Consider the following 19271-nt stretch of genomic DNA (forward strand, 5'->3'; position numbering starts at 1 on the left):
ATGGCGACATTCCGGGGCCGCGCGGCGATATGCCACAATGAAGCGGGATTTTCCGAGGCGAAGGGCAACCATTGATCAACCCTGTTCATCTGCGGACGCTCGTGGAAGTCACCCGTTTGGGCTCATTCGCCGCGGCCGCCAACCGGCTGGGCTATACGGCCTCCGCCGTTTCCCAGCAGATGTCCGCGCTGGAGCGGGACACCGGCGTGGATCTCTTCCAGCGCTCGGCCCGGAGCATCCAGCCCACTGAAGCCGCCCTGGTGATGACCCGGCATGCCGCCAAGGTCCTCACGGACATCGAGGCCCTGATGGCCGCGGCCTCCCGGACGCACAACGCCACGCACCAGGAGCTCAGGCTGGGCATCTTTCCCAGCCTGGCCACGTATGTGCTGCCCCGGATCCTGCAGAACCCGAAGTGGAAAGAACTGGGCATCGACCTCAGGGTGTCCGTGGCGGAGCCGTCCCAGACCATTCAGGGGCTCCGCACCGGCGGCGAACTCGATGTGGCCCTGGTCTACCAGGTGGGCCAGTCCGGTCTGGCCTGGCCCCACACCGTCAACCGGCAATGGATCGGCGACGACGAATTCCGCGTGGTGCTGCCGGCGGCCTGGGGTTTCCGCGCCGAAGCCAAAGTGGCGGCGGACCACCTCTCCGACATGCCCTGGATCGTCCATCACCCGGGCACCAGCGACGCAACGGTTATTGAGCGGCTGTTCGCCAGCTGCAACCTCCACCCGCGGGTGGTGGCGTACAGCGACGACTTCCACGCGAGCCTCGAAATGGCCGCGGCGGGGCTTGGCGCCGCGCTGGTTCCCGAACTGGCCCTGCGGCACCGTCCTGCCGGCGTGGTGGTCCTTGATGTTCCGGAGATCAGGCTTGCCAGGAACGTGTTCGCCCTGCTGATCAATGACAAGCAGACGGCACAGGTTCAACTGTTCGTGGAGCTCCTGGCCGACACGCTCCACAGCCTGGGTACCACCCGCAAGAATTAGCTGGCTTCGGGTCGGGCCTTGCGGCGGCGGGCTTTGGAACGGCCAGGCGCCCGCCCGGCAAACGACAGGAGGGCGGCCACCAGGCCGTCCTTCGCCGTTCCGTACGGAGGATAGGCCAGGCGGAGGGTGTCAGGCCGCATCGGTTTGTCCAGGCTGGCCCGTTCGTGCGAAAACGTCCGCACTGAATGTTCGCCGTGGTAAGCCCCCATGCCGCTGCCGCCAACCCCGCCGAACGGGAGGCCCGGGACGGAGACGTGCGCCGCCGGCGCTCCGTACGCGAGGGCCCCTGAGGAGGTCTCCGCCGCAAAGGATCCGCGGACGCCGTCGTCTGCACTGAAGACATACACAGCCAGGGGCTTGCCGCCTGCGTTGATCATCCGGATCGCTTCGTCCGGTCCGGATACGGGGACCAGCGGGAGCAACGGGCCGAAGATTTCTTCATCCAGGACGGCATCTCCGGACGCCGGCCGCAGCAGGGTTGGTGCGAAGTACCGGCTTTCGGAATCCCGCTGGCCGCCATGGACCACGGTGCTGCCGTCCGCCAGTTCTGCCAGCCGCTCGAAGTGCCGGTCATCAACGATCCGGCCGTAGGAAGCGCTGCCTGCCGGGTCCTTGCCGAACATGGAGGTAGTGGCGTCCACGATCAGCGGTTGGAGGGCGTCCAGTATCTCTGGCGTTCCCAGCACATAGTCCGGTGCCACGCACGTCTGCCCGGCGTTCACGAACCGGCCCCACGCAATGCGACTGGCCGTGGTGGCCAGGTCCGCGGTTCCATCGACGTAGGCCGGGCATCTGCCTCCCAGCTCAAGGGTCACCGGCGTCAGGTGTTCGGCTGCCGCCCGCATCACCACGCGGGCGGCGTTTTGCCCGCCTGTGAAGAAGATGTGGTCGAACCGTTCCGCCAGCAGCGCCGTGGTCGCCGGGATGCCGCCGGCCACCACCTCGGCGGCGCCGCCCAGGTAGTCCGGCACCCAGCGGACAAGGGCCGCTGATGTGGCGGGCGCGTGCTCGCTCGGCTTGATGACCACGGTGTTTCCGGCCGCAAGGGCTCCGGCAAGCGGAGCGAGGGCCAGCTGCACCGGGTAGTTCCACGTGCCGATCACCAGCACCACTCCGAGCGGTGTCAGCTCGGTCCAGGCCCGGGCCGGCTGCACGGCAAGCGGAACATCCACCCGGCGGGGCCTCAGCCAGGCCTCCAGATGCCGCTCCAGGTGGGCCACTTCCGCGGTCACAAAGCCGATCTCGGTCAGCTGGGACTCGCTGCGGTGCTTGCCCAGATCGCTGAGCAGGGCAGCGGCAAAATCCTCCCGGTGTTCGGTGAGCATCCTGCGCAGATTGCCCAGCTGTTCGAGGCGCCAGGCCAGCGGGCGGCTCACCCCGCTGTCGAACAGTTCTCGGGATCGGGCGACGGCGGCAGCGGCAGTATGCATCCGATCAATGTACCGGCACCGGGCCTGGTATCCGTCAGGTATAGAGGTATTCGGTTGTGCCGCCTGGCTTCAGTGCGCAGCCAGAGGCGCCGCCACGCCCGGCGGGTCCACCAATCGAGCTGACCAGCGTGTAGTGGCCGGCCCGCTCCACGTCTTGGCGCAGCTGGGGGGCTTGTTGTCAGCTGCTGCTATCGATCGTCTTGTCCGCGCGTGGTCTCGTGGTGAAGGTTCTGCACAAGATCCCGTGGAACTTTCGGTGCCGGTGCAATCCATGCCTTCATCTGCTTGCGGCTGCGCAGATAAGCCAGTGGCCCCTTCGGGTAGCCGCTAAGCTCATTGACGACCAACCCGCGCGGGTACAAATCGGCACTCGCGTGGCCGGCTGTCCCGGCCGCCCCGACCTTCTGTCCGCGGATCCTCGCGAGGCTCTGCCGGAGCATCCGCCAGCCGGCGAGCGGCAATTGCGATCCCAGCCCCAGCAGATGCCGCCGGTCGGCCAGGATCAGCGAGGTGAGCATTGCGGTGAAGCCCAACCCGTTGCCGCGCAGCTGATGCAGCAGCTCTTCGACCTCGCGGCGGTGCCGATGGCGGGCGACTGCCGCCGGTTCGTATCCGATCGCGCCGCCGGTCCACAGGATCCGGATCAGCATGGCAAGGTCCTCTCCGCCGCGGGCCGGGGTGCCGGTTCCCAGGGCCAGATCGAAGCTGCCGAGCTTCAGTAGCGTCGATCGGCGGAACGACATGTTAGCGCCGGCGCCGTAGGCTCCCAAGCCGTAAACAGCAAACTCCCGCACATCGCTGCCCGCCGCGTCGCGGACGATGACCCGAGACCCGCGCAAGCATTTCGGGCCAAGCGCGGCCCTCAGCGTCAGCGGGGCGAACGAGCGCTCACCACTGAATCCACCGTAGTACCGCTCGTACCAGATCTGCGCCGAGGTCTCCATCTCGGTCGGCAGGACGAGACCGGTGACGGCGTCCAGCGTGGGATCAGTGGCGAACCGACTCCCGATGGCACGCAGCCATTCCGGCTCCACCAGGACGTCATCGTCCGTGAACGCTATGACATCACCGGAGGCCGCAGTGATTCCGGCGTTCCGGGCAGCAGAGATTCCCGGCCGGAGCTCCCGGACCACTCGGATCCGGCTGCGGCCAGCGATCAGGTCTGGGAGGGGATCGTCTTCGGGGAGCGTCCGGCGGTTGTCAACCAGGAGGAACTCGACATCCGGGTAATCGACGAGCGCAAAACCATCCAGCAGCAGCTGCAGGTCCTCGCTGCGCCCGACGATGGTGGGAACAACCACTGTGATGCTGGGCAGATCTGCGTCGGGTACTGCCACTGCCGCCAAGTCACCGACCGCCGCGGTGAAAAGGGGGGCCAGTTGGTCGGAGAATGCGGGCGCGGTCGGTCCGAGGTCCACGTCGACAGCGCCGCGAGGGACGCCGTCCCTGGTGCCGACGACCATCGCCGACTGATACCGATCGTCGCCCGTGAATTCGGGCAGCGGCTGGTCGAGATCGACCACCAGCACCTTAGTCGGACAGGGTTCTACCTTCGCGGTGCCTTTCAATGATTCTCCTAGGCTGGAAGAACGAATCGTTTGGGGCTGCATTTGTTCCTGACCGTACCCGATGGCTGCCGGTTCTGTAACACTTGGGAAAATAACATCTTGTTTCATCAGGATGTCGTTCCTGATGACCCCGGTGGCGGCGAGTGAGGCCGTGACGCTCCGGTAGTTAAAACAAGTAGGAGCTACTCGTTACACCCGTTGGGCTCGATCATAGGCTGAGTAACTCGTGGCAAAGTCAGGCACAAGAATGGGAACAGCCACGCGTGCGAGTAGTTTCCAGTGCCGCCTCATCATCCTTGCCGGCGCAGAATCATGCCTCCAGAATCCATAAAATTCAATGAAATGGAGAGACTTGTGTCCATTCCGAATCGAGTTTCAAGTTCCTCCTCCGGGACCCTGAACGCGACAGTGAGGGCATCGGTAAGCGTTGGTGTCCCGGCCCAGGGTATCCGCCAAGCGTCCGATCGGAGAGCGTCGATGTATGACCGGGACAGGAACATCAGGTGACTCCCCCAGCTGCTGATCTTCGGATCGCATACTTCATCACGTCATACGGCCCGGGAGACCAGTTGTTGCGCCTGGTTCAGACACTCCGTGCAGCGGAGCCGGCGTCACCGGTGGTTATCCATCATGACTCCTTCCAGCGGCCACTGGACCCTTCGTTGTTTGACGACATTCCCCACGTACATTTCCTCACCAGCGAGGAGCCCATTATTTGGGGCGACATGACCCTTGAAGCCGCCCGCTGGCGGGTATTCAGGTGGATCCTGAAAAACCTGGACGTCGACTGGGTGATGCTGCTGTCAGAGCAGGACTATCCTGTTGCTCCGCTACGTGACTTGCGCCTACGGCTGGCAGCGAGCGGGGCCGACGCCGTTATAAGGGGGCAGCGTATCGAAGAAATAGCAGACGCCCATCTCCGCCACGAATGCGACATTCGGTACAGGTACAAATATTATTCCGTGCCTAATCTCGGAATCGAACGGCGCCTGCCCGCAAAGTGGCAGGCCCGGATCGCTCACCGCCGCGGCCAATTCATCACGGTCCTAACGAGATATCAGCGCTGGCTCTCGATATACACGACGCCTGCCGTCCTGGCACTCCCAGCGCGAATTGGCATCAGGCAATGGAGGTCTCCCTTCTCGCACAGCTTTCCTTGCTGGTACAACGACTGTTGGTTCGCGCTTTCGAAGAACGCGATGCAGCACGTTGTGGATTACATCGACCAGCACCCGGGGTTCGCGCGCTACTACAGTCGCACCGTGATTCCCTTGGAATCGGCTACGGCCACGATCCTTTTTAATGATCAGAAAATCGTCGTGGAGAATTCCGCACTGCACGCCATCCGATGGTCGGACGCACAATCCGGCCGACCGGATGTCTTCACGTCTGCAGATTTGGACTACCTGACTTCCTCCGGCGCGGTGTTTGCCAGAAAGTTCGGCGCGCAGGACACCGATGTGTTGGACCAGTTGGACCCCATCATCATGAATGACACTGAGGAGAAAGTATGAAGCGGCACCAGTCCGTCCTGATCCCAGGCGGTGCAGGTTTCATAGGCTGAGAACTGGCCCCGGGGCTCACTCAACCGATTCACCCCAACTCTCGCTAACCCGTCGGCGTGTAGGCGTACTGAACAGCCCAATCGATCTGGAGGTGTCCTGCAGTCCGGGGATTCGGTACGGTGGCGCCTTCACCGATCTCGGTCTCGGCTTGCAAGGTCCACCGGAAATTGGTGGCGGGGACCCCGGACGCAACTGTGGTTTCGCCAACAAGCACGCCGTCCCAGAACCATTTGACTTTCCCTGGAGTCCATTCCGTTGTTGCCACGTGCCAGTCCGAGGAGTCAGTCGGCGAGTAGGCATGGGTCGGGGGGTCGAACGTCATCGCACCGTCATCGTAGGACCCCTTGATGGCAGAGGCTGGAAACATCTGCCCGTTTAGTCCGCCCTCCGGCCAGTCAATCTCTCCTTCGTTCCAATTTCCGCTGGATGGCCAGAGCATGAAGGCAATTTTGTAGCCGGGCAGGGGGTCGGATCGAAACCGGATGGAAAAGCGACCGTATGTCTGTCCCTTGTAGCCGAAAGGGACCGTGCTTGCCACTCTCGGTTCACCCCCGGCGGTATGGAGGAAATAGTCGAGTTTGCCCGCAGATACGGTGAGAACCGAATCTGGCGTGTAGGTACCGTTGCCCGATGTGTCCAGGAAACCGGAATAGCCGCGAATGTCTTCACCATAAACGCGGGCTATTTCACCTAGCCCGGCGGGGGTGTTGAAGTCCTGCGCGAATGTCTGCTTCCACCCAGGCAGGTCACCGGTCGGCATACTTGTTGTCGGCTCGTCCGAGGCGGCCATGAGGGCCGTTCCGATCGCACAGATTGCTACTACGGCCATAAAGTTTGAGTTCCTGCGGACCATGACTGACTCTCCTGACACTAGCCCCTCGCTCAACTTGCAACCAGTTGTTCAACTGGTCGGACTCTCGGCACCGCGAAGACAGCGGCCGTCAGGATCGCAGGTCATTCGGGGACGCAGGGCGTGGATCACATGCCTGTATTCACGAACTGATAGATGCGGGAAGACCCGTTGTCGAAGACCTTCTCCGTGATGCCCGTTGTAGCCAATTGACTTTCAATCCTGGGCAGAACGGTCGCTTCAGCCAATCCCGACTGGACTACATACTGCTCTTGTCCGTCCGAGAAAACCACGTAAATTTCACCGGTGTTCCCTACGCTGCGGATGCTATATTCGACGTCGCCGGCGGTTACGGTGTCCTGAAAATACCCCAGCAGCCCCTCCAGGGTGTTCAGTTTTCCGGCCCGGAGGTAGTAGGGATAGTTTGGACCGATTAAGCCAGGGAAAGCGCCGGCTGACAGGACGACCAGGTCAGCGTTTTCTACTCTTGAGTCCAGCCATTGAGCCGCAATCACATCACCCTCTGGAACTCGATATCTCGATTCAGCCTGGAAATAGGTCGCCGTGAAGAGCAGAGCCATCGCCAAGAGCGACGCGCTCGCCCCGAGAACCGCTTTACGCGTACGGAGTGGCCCCGACCCAAAGAGCCAAGCTACACCGATGGCTAACCACGGCAGTGCAAAGAGATAGACACGAAGACGCCCCTCCCCTCCGTACGATTGCCCGACTAAGGTGAACGCGGGCGCGAGACCGAGCCAGGCAACCAGCAGCGCCGTCCGCGCGTCACCTTTCAGAAACTGCCGCACGAACCCCATGCAGGCGAGTACGAGAGTCAAGCCGGAGAGAACCCTTACTCCAAATTCCTGCCACTGTACTGCCTCGGGGACGGGACCACTGGGCGATAGCTGGGCACTGGCGTTGCCAACTGGATCCAAATTAGTGAACAACCCATGAGTGCTTTCAACATAGGCCAGATTGGGAAGAAGGTAGGCGACAGCGATCCCCAGCAGGAGCGGGCCAACCCATCTGGGCCTGAAGAATCCACCAACAAACAGCGGGAGCAGTCCAAGCACAGCCATATAGGGCGACAGCTGGTGACTTACGACGATGACCGCTTGAAGCACAATGATGGCGATGGTGGCCACGATACGTACGGCATGGCCGGAAGGGCCACCACTCACGTCCTCGGCCAGCAGGGTCTGACTCGTCGGCCAGCGTTCAATGGACTTGACGTGCTTCACTGGCGTGCCGCGAAGGAATGTGAGTGCCGTGAGGCACATGGTCAGGTACAGCGTGAATGCGAATGCTTGTGGGGCAAAATAGTTCTGGCCCACCCAGTTGGTCAGGGCAAATACGAGCGCGGCCATCCAGTACACCCGCGGGTTTCTTGAGATTGCTCGGGCGATGGCCAGCACGATAAGCACATCGATCAGGGCGAAGCCGACCTCCGCCCACGACGCGTACTCCGCGGCGTCATGGTATCCCACGATCTCGCCCATGAAGGCGCTGCCGGCGAAGAACCCCGGCCACCTGTTATAAATGTCGATCGAAGGATCAATGCGACCCGCGGCGGCGATGAAGTCCGTCACTGCAATGTGTTTGTACACCCAGGGCAATCGGGGCACGCTCGTGAGTAGGCTCGCAGACGCGTAGAGCATTACCACTAGGACCGTGAGCGAGGCGCCCATAATCCACATTGAACTGGCCCGTCGGCTTACGACCCCCCAAATGCATTGTGCCAAGACGAGGCCGACGGCCACAAACCAGGCGAGAGGATACGCCGCAAGCAAACCCCAGTCACCGAGTGGCCCGGCATAGGTGGCCCTCAGAGCCGCACCCCACATCAGCACCGCGGAGAAAAGGATCAGCCACGGAACCAAGCCGATAAAACCACGCTGGCGTACCGACTCTATCCACGACCGCGCAGCGCCGGAACCTCGCCTTGCATCGCGGGAAGCGCGGAAGATGAGGGCGGCTGCTGCTACGAGCGTGACCATTGCGACTGGACGGGGATGCCACCACCCCGTCCAGGCCATTATCAGCCCCAGTACAGTTGCAAGCACAACGCTTGTCAGCACCGTCCAGACCACGCGGGCAACGGGGTCGGCCACGGGAAGCCAACGCAGAAGCACCCAGCCCGGGACAATCAACCACACTGTGAAATTGAACGCGGCGATGATTGGGGTACCAATATCAGCCACAATGCAGGCGGCAGCTATCACTCCGCAAACGGAGAGAACACGCTCGTTGACCCGAAACGGCCCGTAAATAGGTTGCGCCGGCTCGCGTGACACCGAACTTTTTTCGGCCAAAGTGCTCATGATAAAAAAGCCTTCCTTAGCGCGCGGGGATCGGCGCGGTGCCTGACCTTGGAAGCGTGGTTTCCAGGGGCGTCGCCGCCCGCACGTGCGCGCCCAAGGGCTCTGATGAACCACGGCAGGCACCCCAAAGCCAGGACGAGGCGAATGACGTTCCATTCGAAGGATTCGGGAAGGAGGACGGAGCCTCCCGAGGCCGAGATGACGGCCGCCACGCTGGTAACAAGGCGGCCCGGTGACCCCTTCAGGATCATTTGCGCCGGAAGCGCCATCCGCTGCAGTTTCGCCAATAATAAATATGCGAAAACGGTTGCCACCGCCGCCCCCATGATTCCAAGGAGCGGCACCAGCACGAAGTTGAGGATGACGTTAGCGGCGGCGGCGGCGGCCGTGACTATACCAATGACGTTGCCCCTCCGCTGCGTGAACAGCAGTTGGCCGGTAGCGCCGCTGGCCGCGACCGGGAAAGCTGACAACGCGACTAGCAAGACGACTATCGTGAGGGATTCGGGTCTAAAGCTCGGAGGTGCCACGACCCTGAGGGCGACGGGGGCAGCCAGGGTTAGGCCCAAAACCACCGGCATCAGCACCCGGTACAGTTCGTCACGCGAGTGTGCTGCCAGCTCCGTACGCTTTTCTTCGTCGCGAACAGCGGCGAAGCGCGGCGCCCATGCGCCGCTCGTGGCAGAGAGGAGGAGAATCACGGCGGAGCCCACGATGTAGGCCACTTGGTAGCGGCCGGCTTCTTCCGCTCCCAAGAGCGCCTGAATAATGATGCGGTCACCTGCGCTGAGCAGGAAGATAGCAAGTCCACCCATCGCGAGGGGAAAGCCGAGCCTGACTGCCCGCTCAATGACGGACCAGTTGAACAGTCCCCGGATGGATGGCCGCGTGAGGGCCATGCCGAGGACCGTTGCCACCAATTGGCTTGCAACCCCGCCCCAGGCGTAGGTCGCGGGATCTTTGTGGACCGTAACCAGTAGGACGAGGCCGACGATGGGTCCTCCAGTTGCGGACATAATACTCAGAGTCGCGAAGGCGCGGAAACGATCCTCCGATAGCAACAGCGACAGCATCACTTGGATCGCGGCCGCGGGGACAGTCCAGAGAAGGACCGGGAGTAAGAGATCGGGATTTGCGCTGAATCCGAGGGCGGACCCCCAGAGTTGAGCGGTCGCACCCAAGGTGAGAGTGACTAGTGCAGCAATGAGGATGGATACAGTTATAAGACCCCGGGATGCGTGGTCGGTCCCGTCCTCTGCTCGTTGGAGCACCAGTGCCCTATCGATCCCCAGCAAGGCGAGAATACTGATCAGCTGGTGGAGGGCTATGCCAGTCGCAAGCGCTCCGAAGTCGGCCGGCGGCAGCATATGTGCGAGGACCGGCGACACGATGACTCCCGCGATGAGCTGGAACGACCACACCACGACATAAAGCAATCCTCGCCCAAAAAGCTTCGAAGCTTCCGGGTCTTCCGTGTCACGTTTGCTCTCCCGGCTAAACATCCTCATCTGTGGAGCACCTCCTCCGGGCCAATTGAATGCGAATGCAGAGAGACGTGAGCGTCGATCGCGTCAAGGACCGGCGTGCTGAGCTCGGAACAGAATTTCCTCGCAAAGAGATGCGGCATATTGGGGTCTGAGTACTTCTCCCGGTTCAACAACACGTCCGTGTGAACCGTATCCAGCCAGGGCGGGCTCTTGCGGCGAAGGCCGTCCCAGGCAATCAGCCATAGGTTCGACGGCACCAACTGCGCCTTCCAACCCGGCACAAATCGCGGTGAGTTAAGTATCGAGTAGACAAAGGTCTCATCGGGCACCCACGTCCGCCGCCAAAAACGAATGAGCTCATGGTGCTCATCTGCGACCTCGACTACGGCTCTTGCATGGTCACGTGCAAGTATTTTCATTTGCGGTCCGCCGGTGAGGACGATGTCCCGGGGCAGGCGTCTCGGAATGGGAAGGCGCAGCATCCGTTTGCCTATGCCCCAGTGCCTATACCGAAAGCGGGCAAGGCCGCCGCTCCGGCCCCACTGCTCGTAAGGCAACTCGTGCACTTTGGCAAATGAATGACCAGGGTGCCTTTCGAGAAGATCGACAATTTCCTTTGCGGGGGCCAACGGATAATCAGAGCCACTCAAAAGCGCAAAATGTGTTGCGTCCGACGTTTCGAGCGCTGCCCGATACCCGTCGAGTTCGGCCCCGACCAGGCCCCATCGAGCCCAGGCGGTGGTAGTTCGCCCTAGGACGGTACAGCGCTCAGGCAGATCGGCGGTCATGGCGGCAAAAGTGGTATCGGGCGTTCTGGCATCGACGTGAAGAAAGACCGGGAAGGGTTCGAGGGCCTCGATCAACCGATGCAAGTGCACCGGATCGGCATGGGCAAGGATCACACATGCAAGTCGCGGCGTCAGGAGGGAAGCGGCGTTCACCTGATCACTCCTTCACCTGATAGGCGTTGGAGGAAGTATTTGAGCGGTCCGCGCGCAACCGATGCCATTTCAATGCGCAAAACCTCCGCGATCTGGGGATCCCGCTCCTGCGGCAGCACTGACGACCCGCTCGGGCGCGCGGCTTTCCCGAAAAGGATTCGCAACGCGCGAGGGCTTCGGGCAAGAGCGAGGCGGGCAGTTCGAGGGTTCAAGAGAACTTTCGTTATCCATGCACCAAGCGCAGTGCCGTACCCGCGCGCCTGAAGCCGCAACGTGTCCAGGTCATCACGGTGGCGGTGCCAGACAATCGCTGAGGGCTGGACGACGAGTGAGTACCCGTCGAGAATCACCCTGGTGAACATGTCCAGGTCTTCGGCGCCACCGGTGCGCGTCCCCACGCCGAAGGCGGTATCAAAGGCGCCCATACTGAGGGCGATTCGGCGGTTTAGGGCGAAATTGGCGCCCGTCCCGAATTCACCGACGCAGAATGGAAATGTTGGCAGGTCTGCCGGCGGCTCTGCGAGCGTGAAGATCTTTGGCTCGACTACCCTGGACCAACTGACCCGGTCCTCGAAAAACCCCTGGAAGCGCGAGCGCAGTTCACCACCGGGGACCAGCCCCGTGACGCAGGCGACGTCCGAGGCACGGTCAAAGCCCGCGGCGATCTCCCTCAGCCAAGCCGGGTCAACCACGGTATCGTCGTCAGTGAACGCGACAATTTCACCGCGTGCGTGGCGAAGCCCCGTGTTGCGTGCCCGGGACAGCCCCGGGACAGGCTCGGCGATCAACCTCACGCGCGGGTCGCCAAACTCGGCACGCACGACGTCCTCAGTCTCGGTCGTCTTGGCGGCATTGTCGATCACGAGAACATCGAAGCTTGGGTAGTCGAGCCGCAGTATGGCGGCAAGAGACCCCCGAAGGTGTGACGCCCGATCCCTCGTACACACAACCACCGTAATGAACGGCGTCGATGCAGAAGAAGCTGAGCTCACGGCAGCTGGAAGGGCCGAGACAACAGCCTCAAGAACGCTGGTGTCCACCAGCCCTCCCGGAGCCACGACATCTATGAAACCCCGCACGGAGGTACCCTCACGTACCAGCAACCTGGCGCGTTCGTACCCGTCAAAAACTAGCAGTTTCAGCCTGGAGTGTTCTGTGAGACTACTGGCATCAATGGAACCTATCCATCGCGCCCCTGCCCAATCGGGCGGACAATTGCTGTCCATCGCCGGGGCCACCTCGAGGTCCGTGGCGTCAAAGTACTGCGTCGGCTGCGATATAGGCAAATTCATTGCGGTCCCCCCTTGGTCGCTGCGGTCAGACGTGCTGCGGGCGTGATATCGCCCGTGACGGCTGCGCGCCATGGGCGAGCTGGCGTCCGCGTGCGTATCCGGCGGCGGTAAAGGCCAGCACGGAGACGATGGCTCCGGCGCGGGCCAATCCCTGCGGCTCGGATCCCCCGGCCCAGCCGCTTATCGCGCTGAATACGGCCCGCGGCAAGACGCTGCGGACATAGCGCCGTTCTGGTCCCAATGCCCGTTTGTGGCCCACCACGTGGCTGACCTGGGCTTTCGAGATCCCCTCGGACCAAGACCGCCCCAGCATGTACCGGAAAGTACCCCTGTGTGGCGGAACATGGTGACGGACCAGGGCGGCCGGTTCGTAGACAATCCGGGCCCCCGGTTCCCCCATGGATGCCCGGATGCAGATCTCGGTCTCCTCGCAGCCGAGCGGTGTGGCCCCCTTACGTCCGAGCGCGTTGTTGAAGCCGCCGACGTGCTGAAGAACTTTAAGCCGGAAAGACATGTTCGCGCCGATGACATTTCGTACCTCGGAGGCAACGCTGGGAAGTCCGCGGTGGCTACACCCGACTATCCAGTCAAGCTCCTCACCGAAGTGGCCCGGGCGCCCGGTTTGCCAGACCGGTTCGACCCGCCCACCCACAGCCAGCACGTCAGTGTCGTCATAGAGAGCCGTGAGCCGTTGAAGCCAGTCCGGAGCTGCCACAGCATCGTCGTCCAGAAAAGCCACGATGTCCGAGGTTGCCAGGCCTACGCCGGTATTACGAGCCCCCGAGAGGCCTCGTGGCCCCGTGCTCTCGACAAGCGTCACGTCCCGGACAGCGGCCACGAGACGCTTGTAAAGGTCCACGTTGTGGTCAACCACCACGATGACTTGGCGGGCAGCGAGAGTCTGGGCATTGACGGAGGCGATGACATTCAGGAGGAGGTCCCAGCGCTCCTCGGTATAGGAACAAATGACGACTGAGGTAGAGGGATACTGAATGGAATTGGACACGTTAAGCTCCTTCTGCCATGGCCAGGACTGAATGTGGATCCGTAGGTGTGCGGGAAAAGCGGACGTCGGGGTACCTGTATTTCAAGCGCCGGAGGGCTTCAGGCCGGGCGCCGGCCGTCGGGGCCTCCCAGGTGCTTTCGCGTGCAAGAGTACGCAAGACCCGCCACCCGTCGCGGAAGGTCTGAAGGTTCGATGTGCCCGAGATGCGGTCTAGTTCGATGCTGGGCACCTCGGCGATCCGAAGGCCGGCCCTGGCTGCCCGGACAATCAGCTCCGTTTCGATTTCGAAACCGTCTGACTCCAGTTGTAGAACATCCAGGCATTCCCGGCGCAACGCGATGTACCCGTAGCAAAGGTCGGAATAGTTGCTGCGCAGCGCAGCGTTTGCCAGCTCCGTGAGGACCTTGTTGCCCACGTTCCGCAACCAGGTCAAGTCTTCGGATCCCCCTCCGGTGACGTAACGCGATCCCTTGACAAAGTCGAAGTCGTGCTGAAGCGGAGAGAGGAACCAGCCAATCTCCTGGGGGTCCATGCTCCCGTCCGCATCCAGCATGACGATGATGTCCCCGGACGCCGCGGAGAAGCCGGAACGAACGGCAATTCCTTTCCCCTTGCGCGGCTCGTTGACGACAACGACATCCATACGAAGAGCCCGGGCAACATCCACCGTACGGTCGTGCGACCGACCGTCTACGATCACAACCTCGTCTACATATGAGGGCATACGGCGAAGTACCCACGGCAAATTCATGGCCTCATTCAGTGTTGGGATAACCACACTAATTGAAGCCTTTGCTGATGAATCATTAGTCACGGAGTAGGAATTCGAAACATGATTGGGAATAGACACAAGCCTCACCACTTCAATACATATATGGGGAATCTGGAGAGGTGCCGTGATACCTAAACTCACGAAAGCCAAGGCGGCACTGGTCACATAACCGGAGATGTGTGAGCGGCCCAAATTTCTGGTTTTCACCGACCATGCCCGGAGTGGTAGAGCCTATGAGTAGCTTTATCGGGAGGAACGAGTAGCGTCTACTTGTTTTATCGCGACAAGTAGAGTGGCCGCACTCGGAAGTACCGGTCGGTTCTCGCGGACCCACTCTGCGGAAACCATCCTTGCAGGGGACTTAGCAACGGAGCGGCGAGCCCTAATCTAAAGGCGATTAGCCGTGCTGGCGCCAATGCCAAGGCCGACTAAAACGTCAGGCGGCCGCGGCCCTGGGTTGGTGAGAGGCGCATCCACTGGACCTGCCACCGAAAGCCGGTTGGCTCACCCACTGAGGAAAGTTAATTTGTTGGTAATAATCCCGTATTCAGCATTTAATATTTAACGCAAGAGGCGATATTTGTGACGGTTCGTTGTGCCAAAGTCGCGGAGTCCCGCCTTAGTCCTTTCGCGTCCAGAAAAAAGTATCTCTTGCTCTTTGCCGGCATGCCTTTGTAGACTCCGAGCGATAACCTCGCAGGAGAAGACGCAAATGCAGGCGCCCTTTTTACCTCCGCTCGCACTTATTCCCATCGGAGAGCACACATGAGCATTGCAGTTGTCACCACCGTGAGCCGGAACTATTTGCACCTGGCAAATGTGCTGATGAATTCCGTCGCCGCGCACCACCCCGAGTCCCAGCGCTATGTGCTCGTGATCGATGAGGGGCCCGGCGATAGCGAGTCGATGGCGAACGCCGAGGTCCTGCGCCCCGAGGATTTGATTCCAGACCAGTTGGAGCGCACCGTCCAACAGGCCATGTACAAGCCAATCGAGTACGCGACAGCATTCAAGCCGAAACTGCTAATGCGGGCTCTCGAGTCCGCCGACCGGGTCATCTTCCTCGATCCTGACATGCAAGTCTTTCAGCCGCTCAACGCTGCGATTGACGCGTTGGACATGAGCGCCGGAGTCCTCCTTACGCCGCACCGCGTTACCGCTCCCGCATACGATGACCGCGAGATCTTCGAATGGGTGTTACACGCGTACGGCGCTTACAATACTGGCTTCGTGGGGGTGACGACCGCGGCCAAGCCGTTTCTCGACTGGTGGGACTCTCGCCTGCGCCGGGACTGCCTCATCGATCCCGATCGTCTCATTTGGGTAGATCAGCGAATCATCGATCTTGCCCCTGGCTTCTTTGACGTAGACCTATTCAAGGATTTGGGCTACAACGTGGGGTGGTGGAACCTTTCCGAACGCCCCTCCGAAGGGAAAACGATACCTGGTACACCGGACCGGAGCCCTTGGTGCTCATGCATTTCTCGGGCGTACGATCCACCAACGAACTCCGCCAATATCCACAACTGATTCACTCGCCCAAGAACCCCATCGCCTCGGACCGACGGCATTTGGACTGCATCCAGGAATTGGAAGACCAATACATTAGGGACCTTCAGGCCCAGGGCTTCGCCCGGTATGCAAAAATCCCCTATGGCTGGAACGAGACCCCGGGAGGGCGGCGACTTTCCGACAGCGACCGCCGCGGCTATCGCGACGCGGTCCTCCGGGCGGAGGCGGCCGGCGCACTCCCCCCGCTGCCCGACGACATCCCGTGGGGCCTCCCGGTCCGGGTTACCCAATCGGTGAAGACCATGGAATTCCCGCGCGGTCTTTTGCGCGATCTTCGGCGTGCGCGCAAGGCGCTCAAAGTTCGACGCTGAAACGAAAAGGTCCGGCTCAGCGGGGCCATGCCGCCATCGGGCAAACCAACACGCGACCCAACCGGCGCCAGATAAAAATCCCTGATGCTGGAATGGACTGCCGGAGAGGACTATGTTGAACATATGAACAAGGTAGCGAGCCGGCTCTTTGGTGAGATCGAGCTTAACCACGGCCGGGACCACAACATTGCAGCGAAGCATGAATTGGGCGGGCAGCCGGTTGAGCTGGACCTCAACATCAATGCGCACGACCACTTCGACGAGGCGGCCATGCACAAAGTGGACTACCGGCTGCGGTACCTGCCCGAGCTCGTGGACCAGGTGCGGGACATGATCGCCGAGGAGCTGGAACAGGAGGGCACCAGCCCCCAGGAGTACCGGCACTTCCACTGCAACGCCATCAAGGATGAGCACCTCAAGAAGGTCTTCGGCGTCGAGGACAAAAGCCAGCTGACGAATGCCGTCTTCCTGAAGGCCCTGAAACTTGGCCACGTGGGAATCTTCCCCGGCCAGCCCGAACGCTACTTCGTCCTGGACTTCACCCTGGGCGAGCACTTCACCGACGAAGTCCTGGTGGCGTCCGCGGACGAGGACGGTGTGGTGGACGACGAGATCGTCTGGGAGTCCTGACGCAGTCTGCCAGAGGAGATGACGACGACGGCGCCCGGTCACCGAAAAGGTGACCGGGCGCCGTCGTGCTCCAAGCAGTTGCGGTTACTTTGCTGCTTCCAGCAGTTCGGCGCGGACCGTCTTGGTGGCCGCGACCAGATTGCGCAGGGACTCTTCGGTCTCGGCGTAGCCGCGGGTCTTCAGGCCGCAGTCCGGGTTGACCCAGAGCTGGCGGGACGGGACGTGCTTCACAGCGGTGCTGAGCAACTCAGTGACTTCCTGCTCGCCCGGAACGCGCGGCGAGTGGATGTCGTAGACGCCCGGGCCGACGCCGCGGCCGAAGCCGTGGGACTCGAGGTCGTGGACAACCTCCATGCGTGAACGCGCGGCCTCGATGGAGGTGACGTCCGCGTCCAGTCCGTCGATCGCGTCGATGATGGCGCCGAACTCGGAGTAGCACAGGTGGGTGTGGATCTGGGTGGAATCGGCGGCACCGGCGGTGGCGAGGCGGAACGAGTTCACGGACCAGTCCAGGTAGGCGGCCTGGTCGGCCTTGCGCAGGGGAAGGAGTTCGCGCAGGGCGGGCTCGTCCACCTGGATGACCTTGATGCCGGCAGCTTCGAGGTCGGCGATCTCGTCGCGCAATGCCAGGCCCACCTGGTTGGCGGTCTCGCCCAGCGGCTGGTCGTCGCGGACGAAGGACCAGGCCAGGATGGTGACCGGACCGGTGAGCATGCCCTTCATCGGCTTGTTGGTCAGGGACTGTGCGTACTCGGCCCACTTCACCGTGATAGGGGCGCTGCGGGTGACGTCGCCCCACAGGATGGAGGGACGGGTGCAGCGTGAGCCGTAGGACTGGACCCAGCCGTGGACCGTGACGTCGAAGCCTTCCAGGTTCTCGGCGAAGTACTGGACCATGTCGTTGCGCTCGGGCTCGCCGTGGACCAGGACGTCGTAGCCGAGCTCTTCCTGCAGCTGCACAACGCGCTTGATCTCGTCCTTCATGAGCTGCTCGTACTGCTCGTTGGTCAGGTCGCCCTTGTTGTTGCGGGCGCGGGCCGAACGGATCTCGGAGGTCTGCGGGAAGGACCCGATGGTGGTGGTGGGCAGCGGCGGCAGGTGCAGGGCTTCTTCCTGGGCGGCTTCGCGGACCGAGTACTCGGAGCGGTTGAAGTCCGCCGGGGTCAGGGCGGCGGTGCGTGCCCGGACGTCGGAGCGCCGGACGCCCTCGGCTGCGGCGCGGGAGGCGATGATCCTTGTGGCCTCGTCGATGGCCGGCTGCACGGCGGCGGCATCGGTCAGCAGGCCGGCGAGGGTAACAACCTCAACGGCCTTCTGGTCGGCGAATGCCAGCCAGCTGCGGAGCTGCTCGGACAGCTGGGCCTCTTCCTCGACGTCGTGCGGGACGTGCTGGGTGGAGGTGGACGTGCTGACGGCCAGCTTGGCCACGGACTTCTTCAGTTCGGCGATCTTCTCCGCAGAGGCGGCAAGGTCGTTCCGCCAGATGTTGTGGCCATCCACGACGCCGGCAACCAGGGTCTTGTTGCCCAGCGCAGCGAGTGCCGCTGCCGAGGGAACAGCGCCCTTGAAGACGTCGATGTGCAGGGCGTCGATGTTGGTGGCGGCGAGGGTGCCCAGCTGGCCGTTCAGCGCACCGTACGGGGTGGAGACGAACAGCTGCGGGCGCTGCGCAACAGCGGAAAGGGCCTCGTAGGAGCGGGCAACCGCGGCCTGGATCTCTTCGGCTGAGGTGTCCTGGTCAACCACCAGGGCGGGCTCGTCCAGCTGGACCCAGATGGCGCCGGCGGCAGCGAGCTTCTCGAGCAGCGCGGCGTAGACCGGCAGGACGTCCTCGAGGCGGGACAGCGGGCTGAAGCCGGCCGGGGCGTCGTCGGAAGCCTTGCTCAGCAGCAGGAAGGTGACCGGGCCCACGATGTACGGGCGGGTCTCCACGCCGTTGGCCAGCGCGTATTCGAATTCTTCGACGATGCGGTTGGAAGTGAGCGCGAAGTTGCTCTCCGGGCCGATTTCCGGCACGAGGTAGTGGTAGTTGGTGTCAAACCACTTGGTCATTTCCAGCGGCTGCTCTTCCTTGTTGCCGCGGGCCAGCGTGAAGTAGCCGTCGATGTCCAGCTGTCCCTCGGCGTTGAGGAGGTTGCCGAAACGGGCCGGAACGGCGCCGAGGTGGGCGGCGGCGTCGAGCACCTGGTCGTAGAAGGAGAAGGTGCCCGGAACGGCGGCGGCTTCGGTCAGGCCCAGGCCCTGCAGGCGCTTGGCGGTGCCCAGCTGGATCTCCTTCGCGGCGGCGTCAAGCGCTGCGGCGTCGATCTTGCCGGCCCAGTATGCCTCGACGGCCTTCTTCAGTTCGCGGCGGCGGCCGATGCGCGGGTAGCCCAGGATCGAGGCGGACGGGAAGGGAGTGGTCACGGCCGGGGTGTTCTGCTCAGTCATGTGGAATTCCTTGGAAGTGTTGGTGAAAATCAGGGGTAATTGCTGTTCGGATGCGATGGTGCCGACGCCAAAGGCACGCGCGCTAAAAAGTGCGGCGGCGTCGG

The 19271-nt window shown here is 62.3% G+C and carries 14 protein-coding genes; 4 read left to right on the forward strand and 10 right to left on the reverse strand.

Annotation, left to right across the window (positions count from 1 at the left end):
- Positions 1-71: 71 nt before the first annotated feature.
- On the forward strand, positions 72-992 hold the full coding sequence (locus tag WMN78_RS18355; protein WP_340535169.1) for a LysR family transcriptional regulator: 921 nt from the start codon (positions 72-74) through the stop codon (positions 990-992).
- On the opposite strand, the gene WMN78_RS18360 is transcribed toward WMN78_RS18355, so the two are convergent.
- Together WMN78_RS18360 and WMN78_RS18365 are read right to left on the reverse strand one after the other, a co-directional pair.
- Positions 989-2422, reverse strand: a complete 1434-nt coding sequence (locus tag WMN78_RS18360) for an aldehyde dehydrogenase family protein (RefSeq protein WP_340535170.1) — start codon at positions 2420-2422, stop codon at positions 989-991. The genes WMN78_RS18355 and WMN78_RS18360 overlap by 4 nt on opposite strands.
- Positions 2423-2610: 188 nt before the next feature.
- On the reverse strand, positions 2611-3990 hold the full coding sequence (locus WMN78_RS18365) for a glycosyltransferase (RefSeq protein ID WP_340535171.1): 1380 nt from the start codon (positions 3988-3990) through the stop codon (positions 2611-2613).
- 503 nt (positions 3991-4493) lie between these two features.
- On the opposite strand from WMN78_RS18365, the gene WMN78_RS18370 reads away from it, so the two are divergent.
- Positions 4494-5504, forward strand: coding sequence for a beta-1,6-N-acetylglucosaminyltransferase (locus tag WMN78_RS18370; protein ID WP_340535172.1), 1011 nt, complete (start codon positions 4494-4496; stop codon positions 5502-5504).
- A 94-nt stretch (positions 5505-5598) separates the two neighbouring features.
- On the opposite strand, the gene WMN78_RS18375 is transcribed toward WMN78_RS18370, so the two are convergent.
- From WMN78_RS18375 to WMN78_RS18405, 7 genes are all read right to left on the reverse strand, one after another.
- Positions 5599-6384 (reverse strand): glycoside hydrolase family 16 protein, encoded by a 786-nt coding sequence (locus WMN78_RS18375; protein ID WP_340535173.1) that lies wholly within the window; start codon positions 6382-6384, stop codon positions 5599-5601.
- A gap of 149 nt (positions 6385-6533) precedes the next feature.
- Entirely contained in the window at positions 6534-8726 is a 2193-nt protein-coding gene (locus tag WMN78_RS18380) for a hypothetical protein (RefSeq protein WP_340535174.1), read from the reverse strand.
- Entirely contained in the window at positions 8723-10234 is a 1512-nt protein-coding gene (locus tag WMN78_RS18385) for an oligosaccharide flippase family protein (RefSeq protein ID WP_340535175.1), read from the reverse strand. Before WMN78_RS18385 ends, WMN78_RS18380 begins: the two co-directional genes overlap by 4 nt.
- The gene (locus WMN78_RS18390; RefSeq protein WP_340535176.1) at positions 10231-11154 is read right to left on the reverse strand and encodes a beta-1,6-N-acetylglucosaminyltransferase; all 924 of its coding nucleotides are present in this window, start codon (positions 11152-11154) and stop codon (positions 10231-10233) included. Before WMN78_RS18390 ends, WMN78_RS18385 begins: the two co-directional genes overlap by 4 nt.
- Positions 11151-12446 (reverse strand): glycosyltransferase family 2 protein, encoded by a 1296-nt coding sequence (locus WMN78_RS18395; RefSeq protein WP_340535177.1) that lies wholly within the window; start codon positions 12444-12446, stop codon positions 11151-11153. Before WMN78_RS18395 ends, WMN78_RS18390 begins: the two co-directional genes overlap by 4 nt.
- Before the next feature lie 25 nt (positions 12447-12471).
- On the reverse strand, positions 12472-13452 hold the full coding sequence (locus tag WMN78_RS18400; protein WP_340535178.1) for a glycosyltransferase family 2 protein: 981 nt from the start codon (positions 13450-13452) through the stop codon (positions 12472-12474).
- Position 13453: 1 nt separating this feature from the next.
- The gene (locus tag WMN78_RS18405) at positions 13454-14431 is read right to left on the reverse strand and encodes a glycosyltransferase family 2 protein (RefSeq protein ID WP_340535179.1); all 978 of its coding nucleotides are present in this window, start codon (positions 14429-14431) and stop codon (positions 13454-13456) included.
- A 558-nt stretch (positions 14432-14989) separates the two neighbouring features.
- Between WMN78_RS18405 and WMN78_RS18410 the strand changes: the two genes are divergently transcribed.
- Together WMN78_RS18410 and WMN78_RS18415 are read left to right on the forward strand one after the other, a co-directional pair.
- Positions 14990-15754 carry a hypothetical protein gene (locus WMN78_RS18410; protein WP_340535181.1) on the forward strand — a complete coding sequence of 255 codons (765 nt, stop codon included), beginning with the start codon at positions 14990-14992 and terminating at the stop codon, positions 15752-15754.
- Positions 15755-16230: 476 nt separating this feature from the next.
- Positions 16231-16737 carry a DUF2004 domain-containing protein gene (locus WMN78_RS18415; RefSeq protein ID WP_340535309.1) on the forward strand — a complete coding sequence of 169 codons (507 nt, stop codon included), beginning with the start codon at positions 16231-16233 and terminating at the stop codon, positions 16735-16737.
- 84 nt (positions 16738-16821) lie between these two features.
- On the opposite strand, the gene metE is transcribed toward WMN78_RS18415, so the two are convergent.
- Positions 16822-19167, reverse strand: coding sequence for a 5-methyltetrahydropteroyltriglutamate--homocysteine S-methyltransferase (gene metE, locus WMN78_RS18420; RefSeq protein WP_340535182.1), 2346 nt, complete (start codon positions 19165-19167; stop codon positions 16822-16824).
- Between the last annotated feature and the right edge of the window lie 104 nt (positions 19168-19271).

This window comes from Arthrobacter oryzae, from assembly GCF_037911235.1.
Lineage (GTDB): Bacteria > Actinomycetota > Actinomycetes > Actinomycetales > Micrococcaceae > Arthrobacter > Arthrobacter oryzae_E.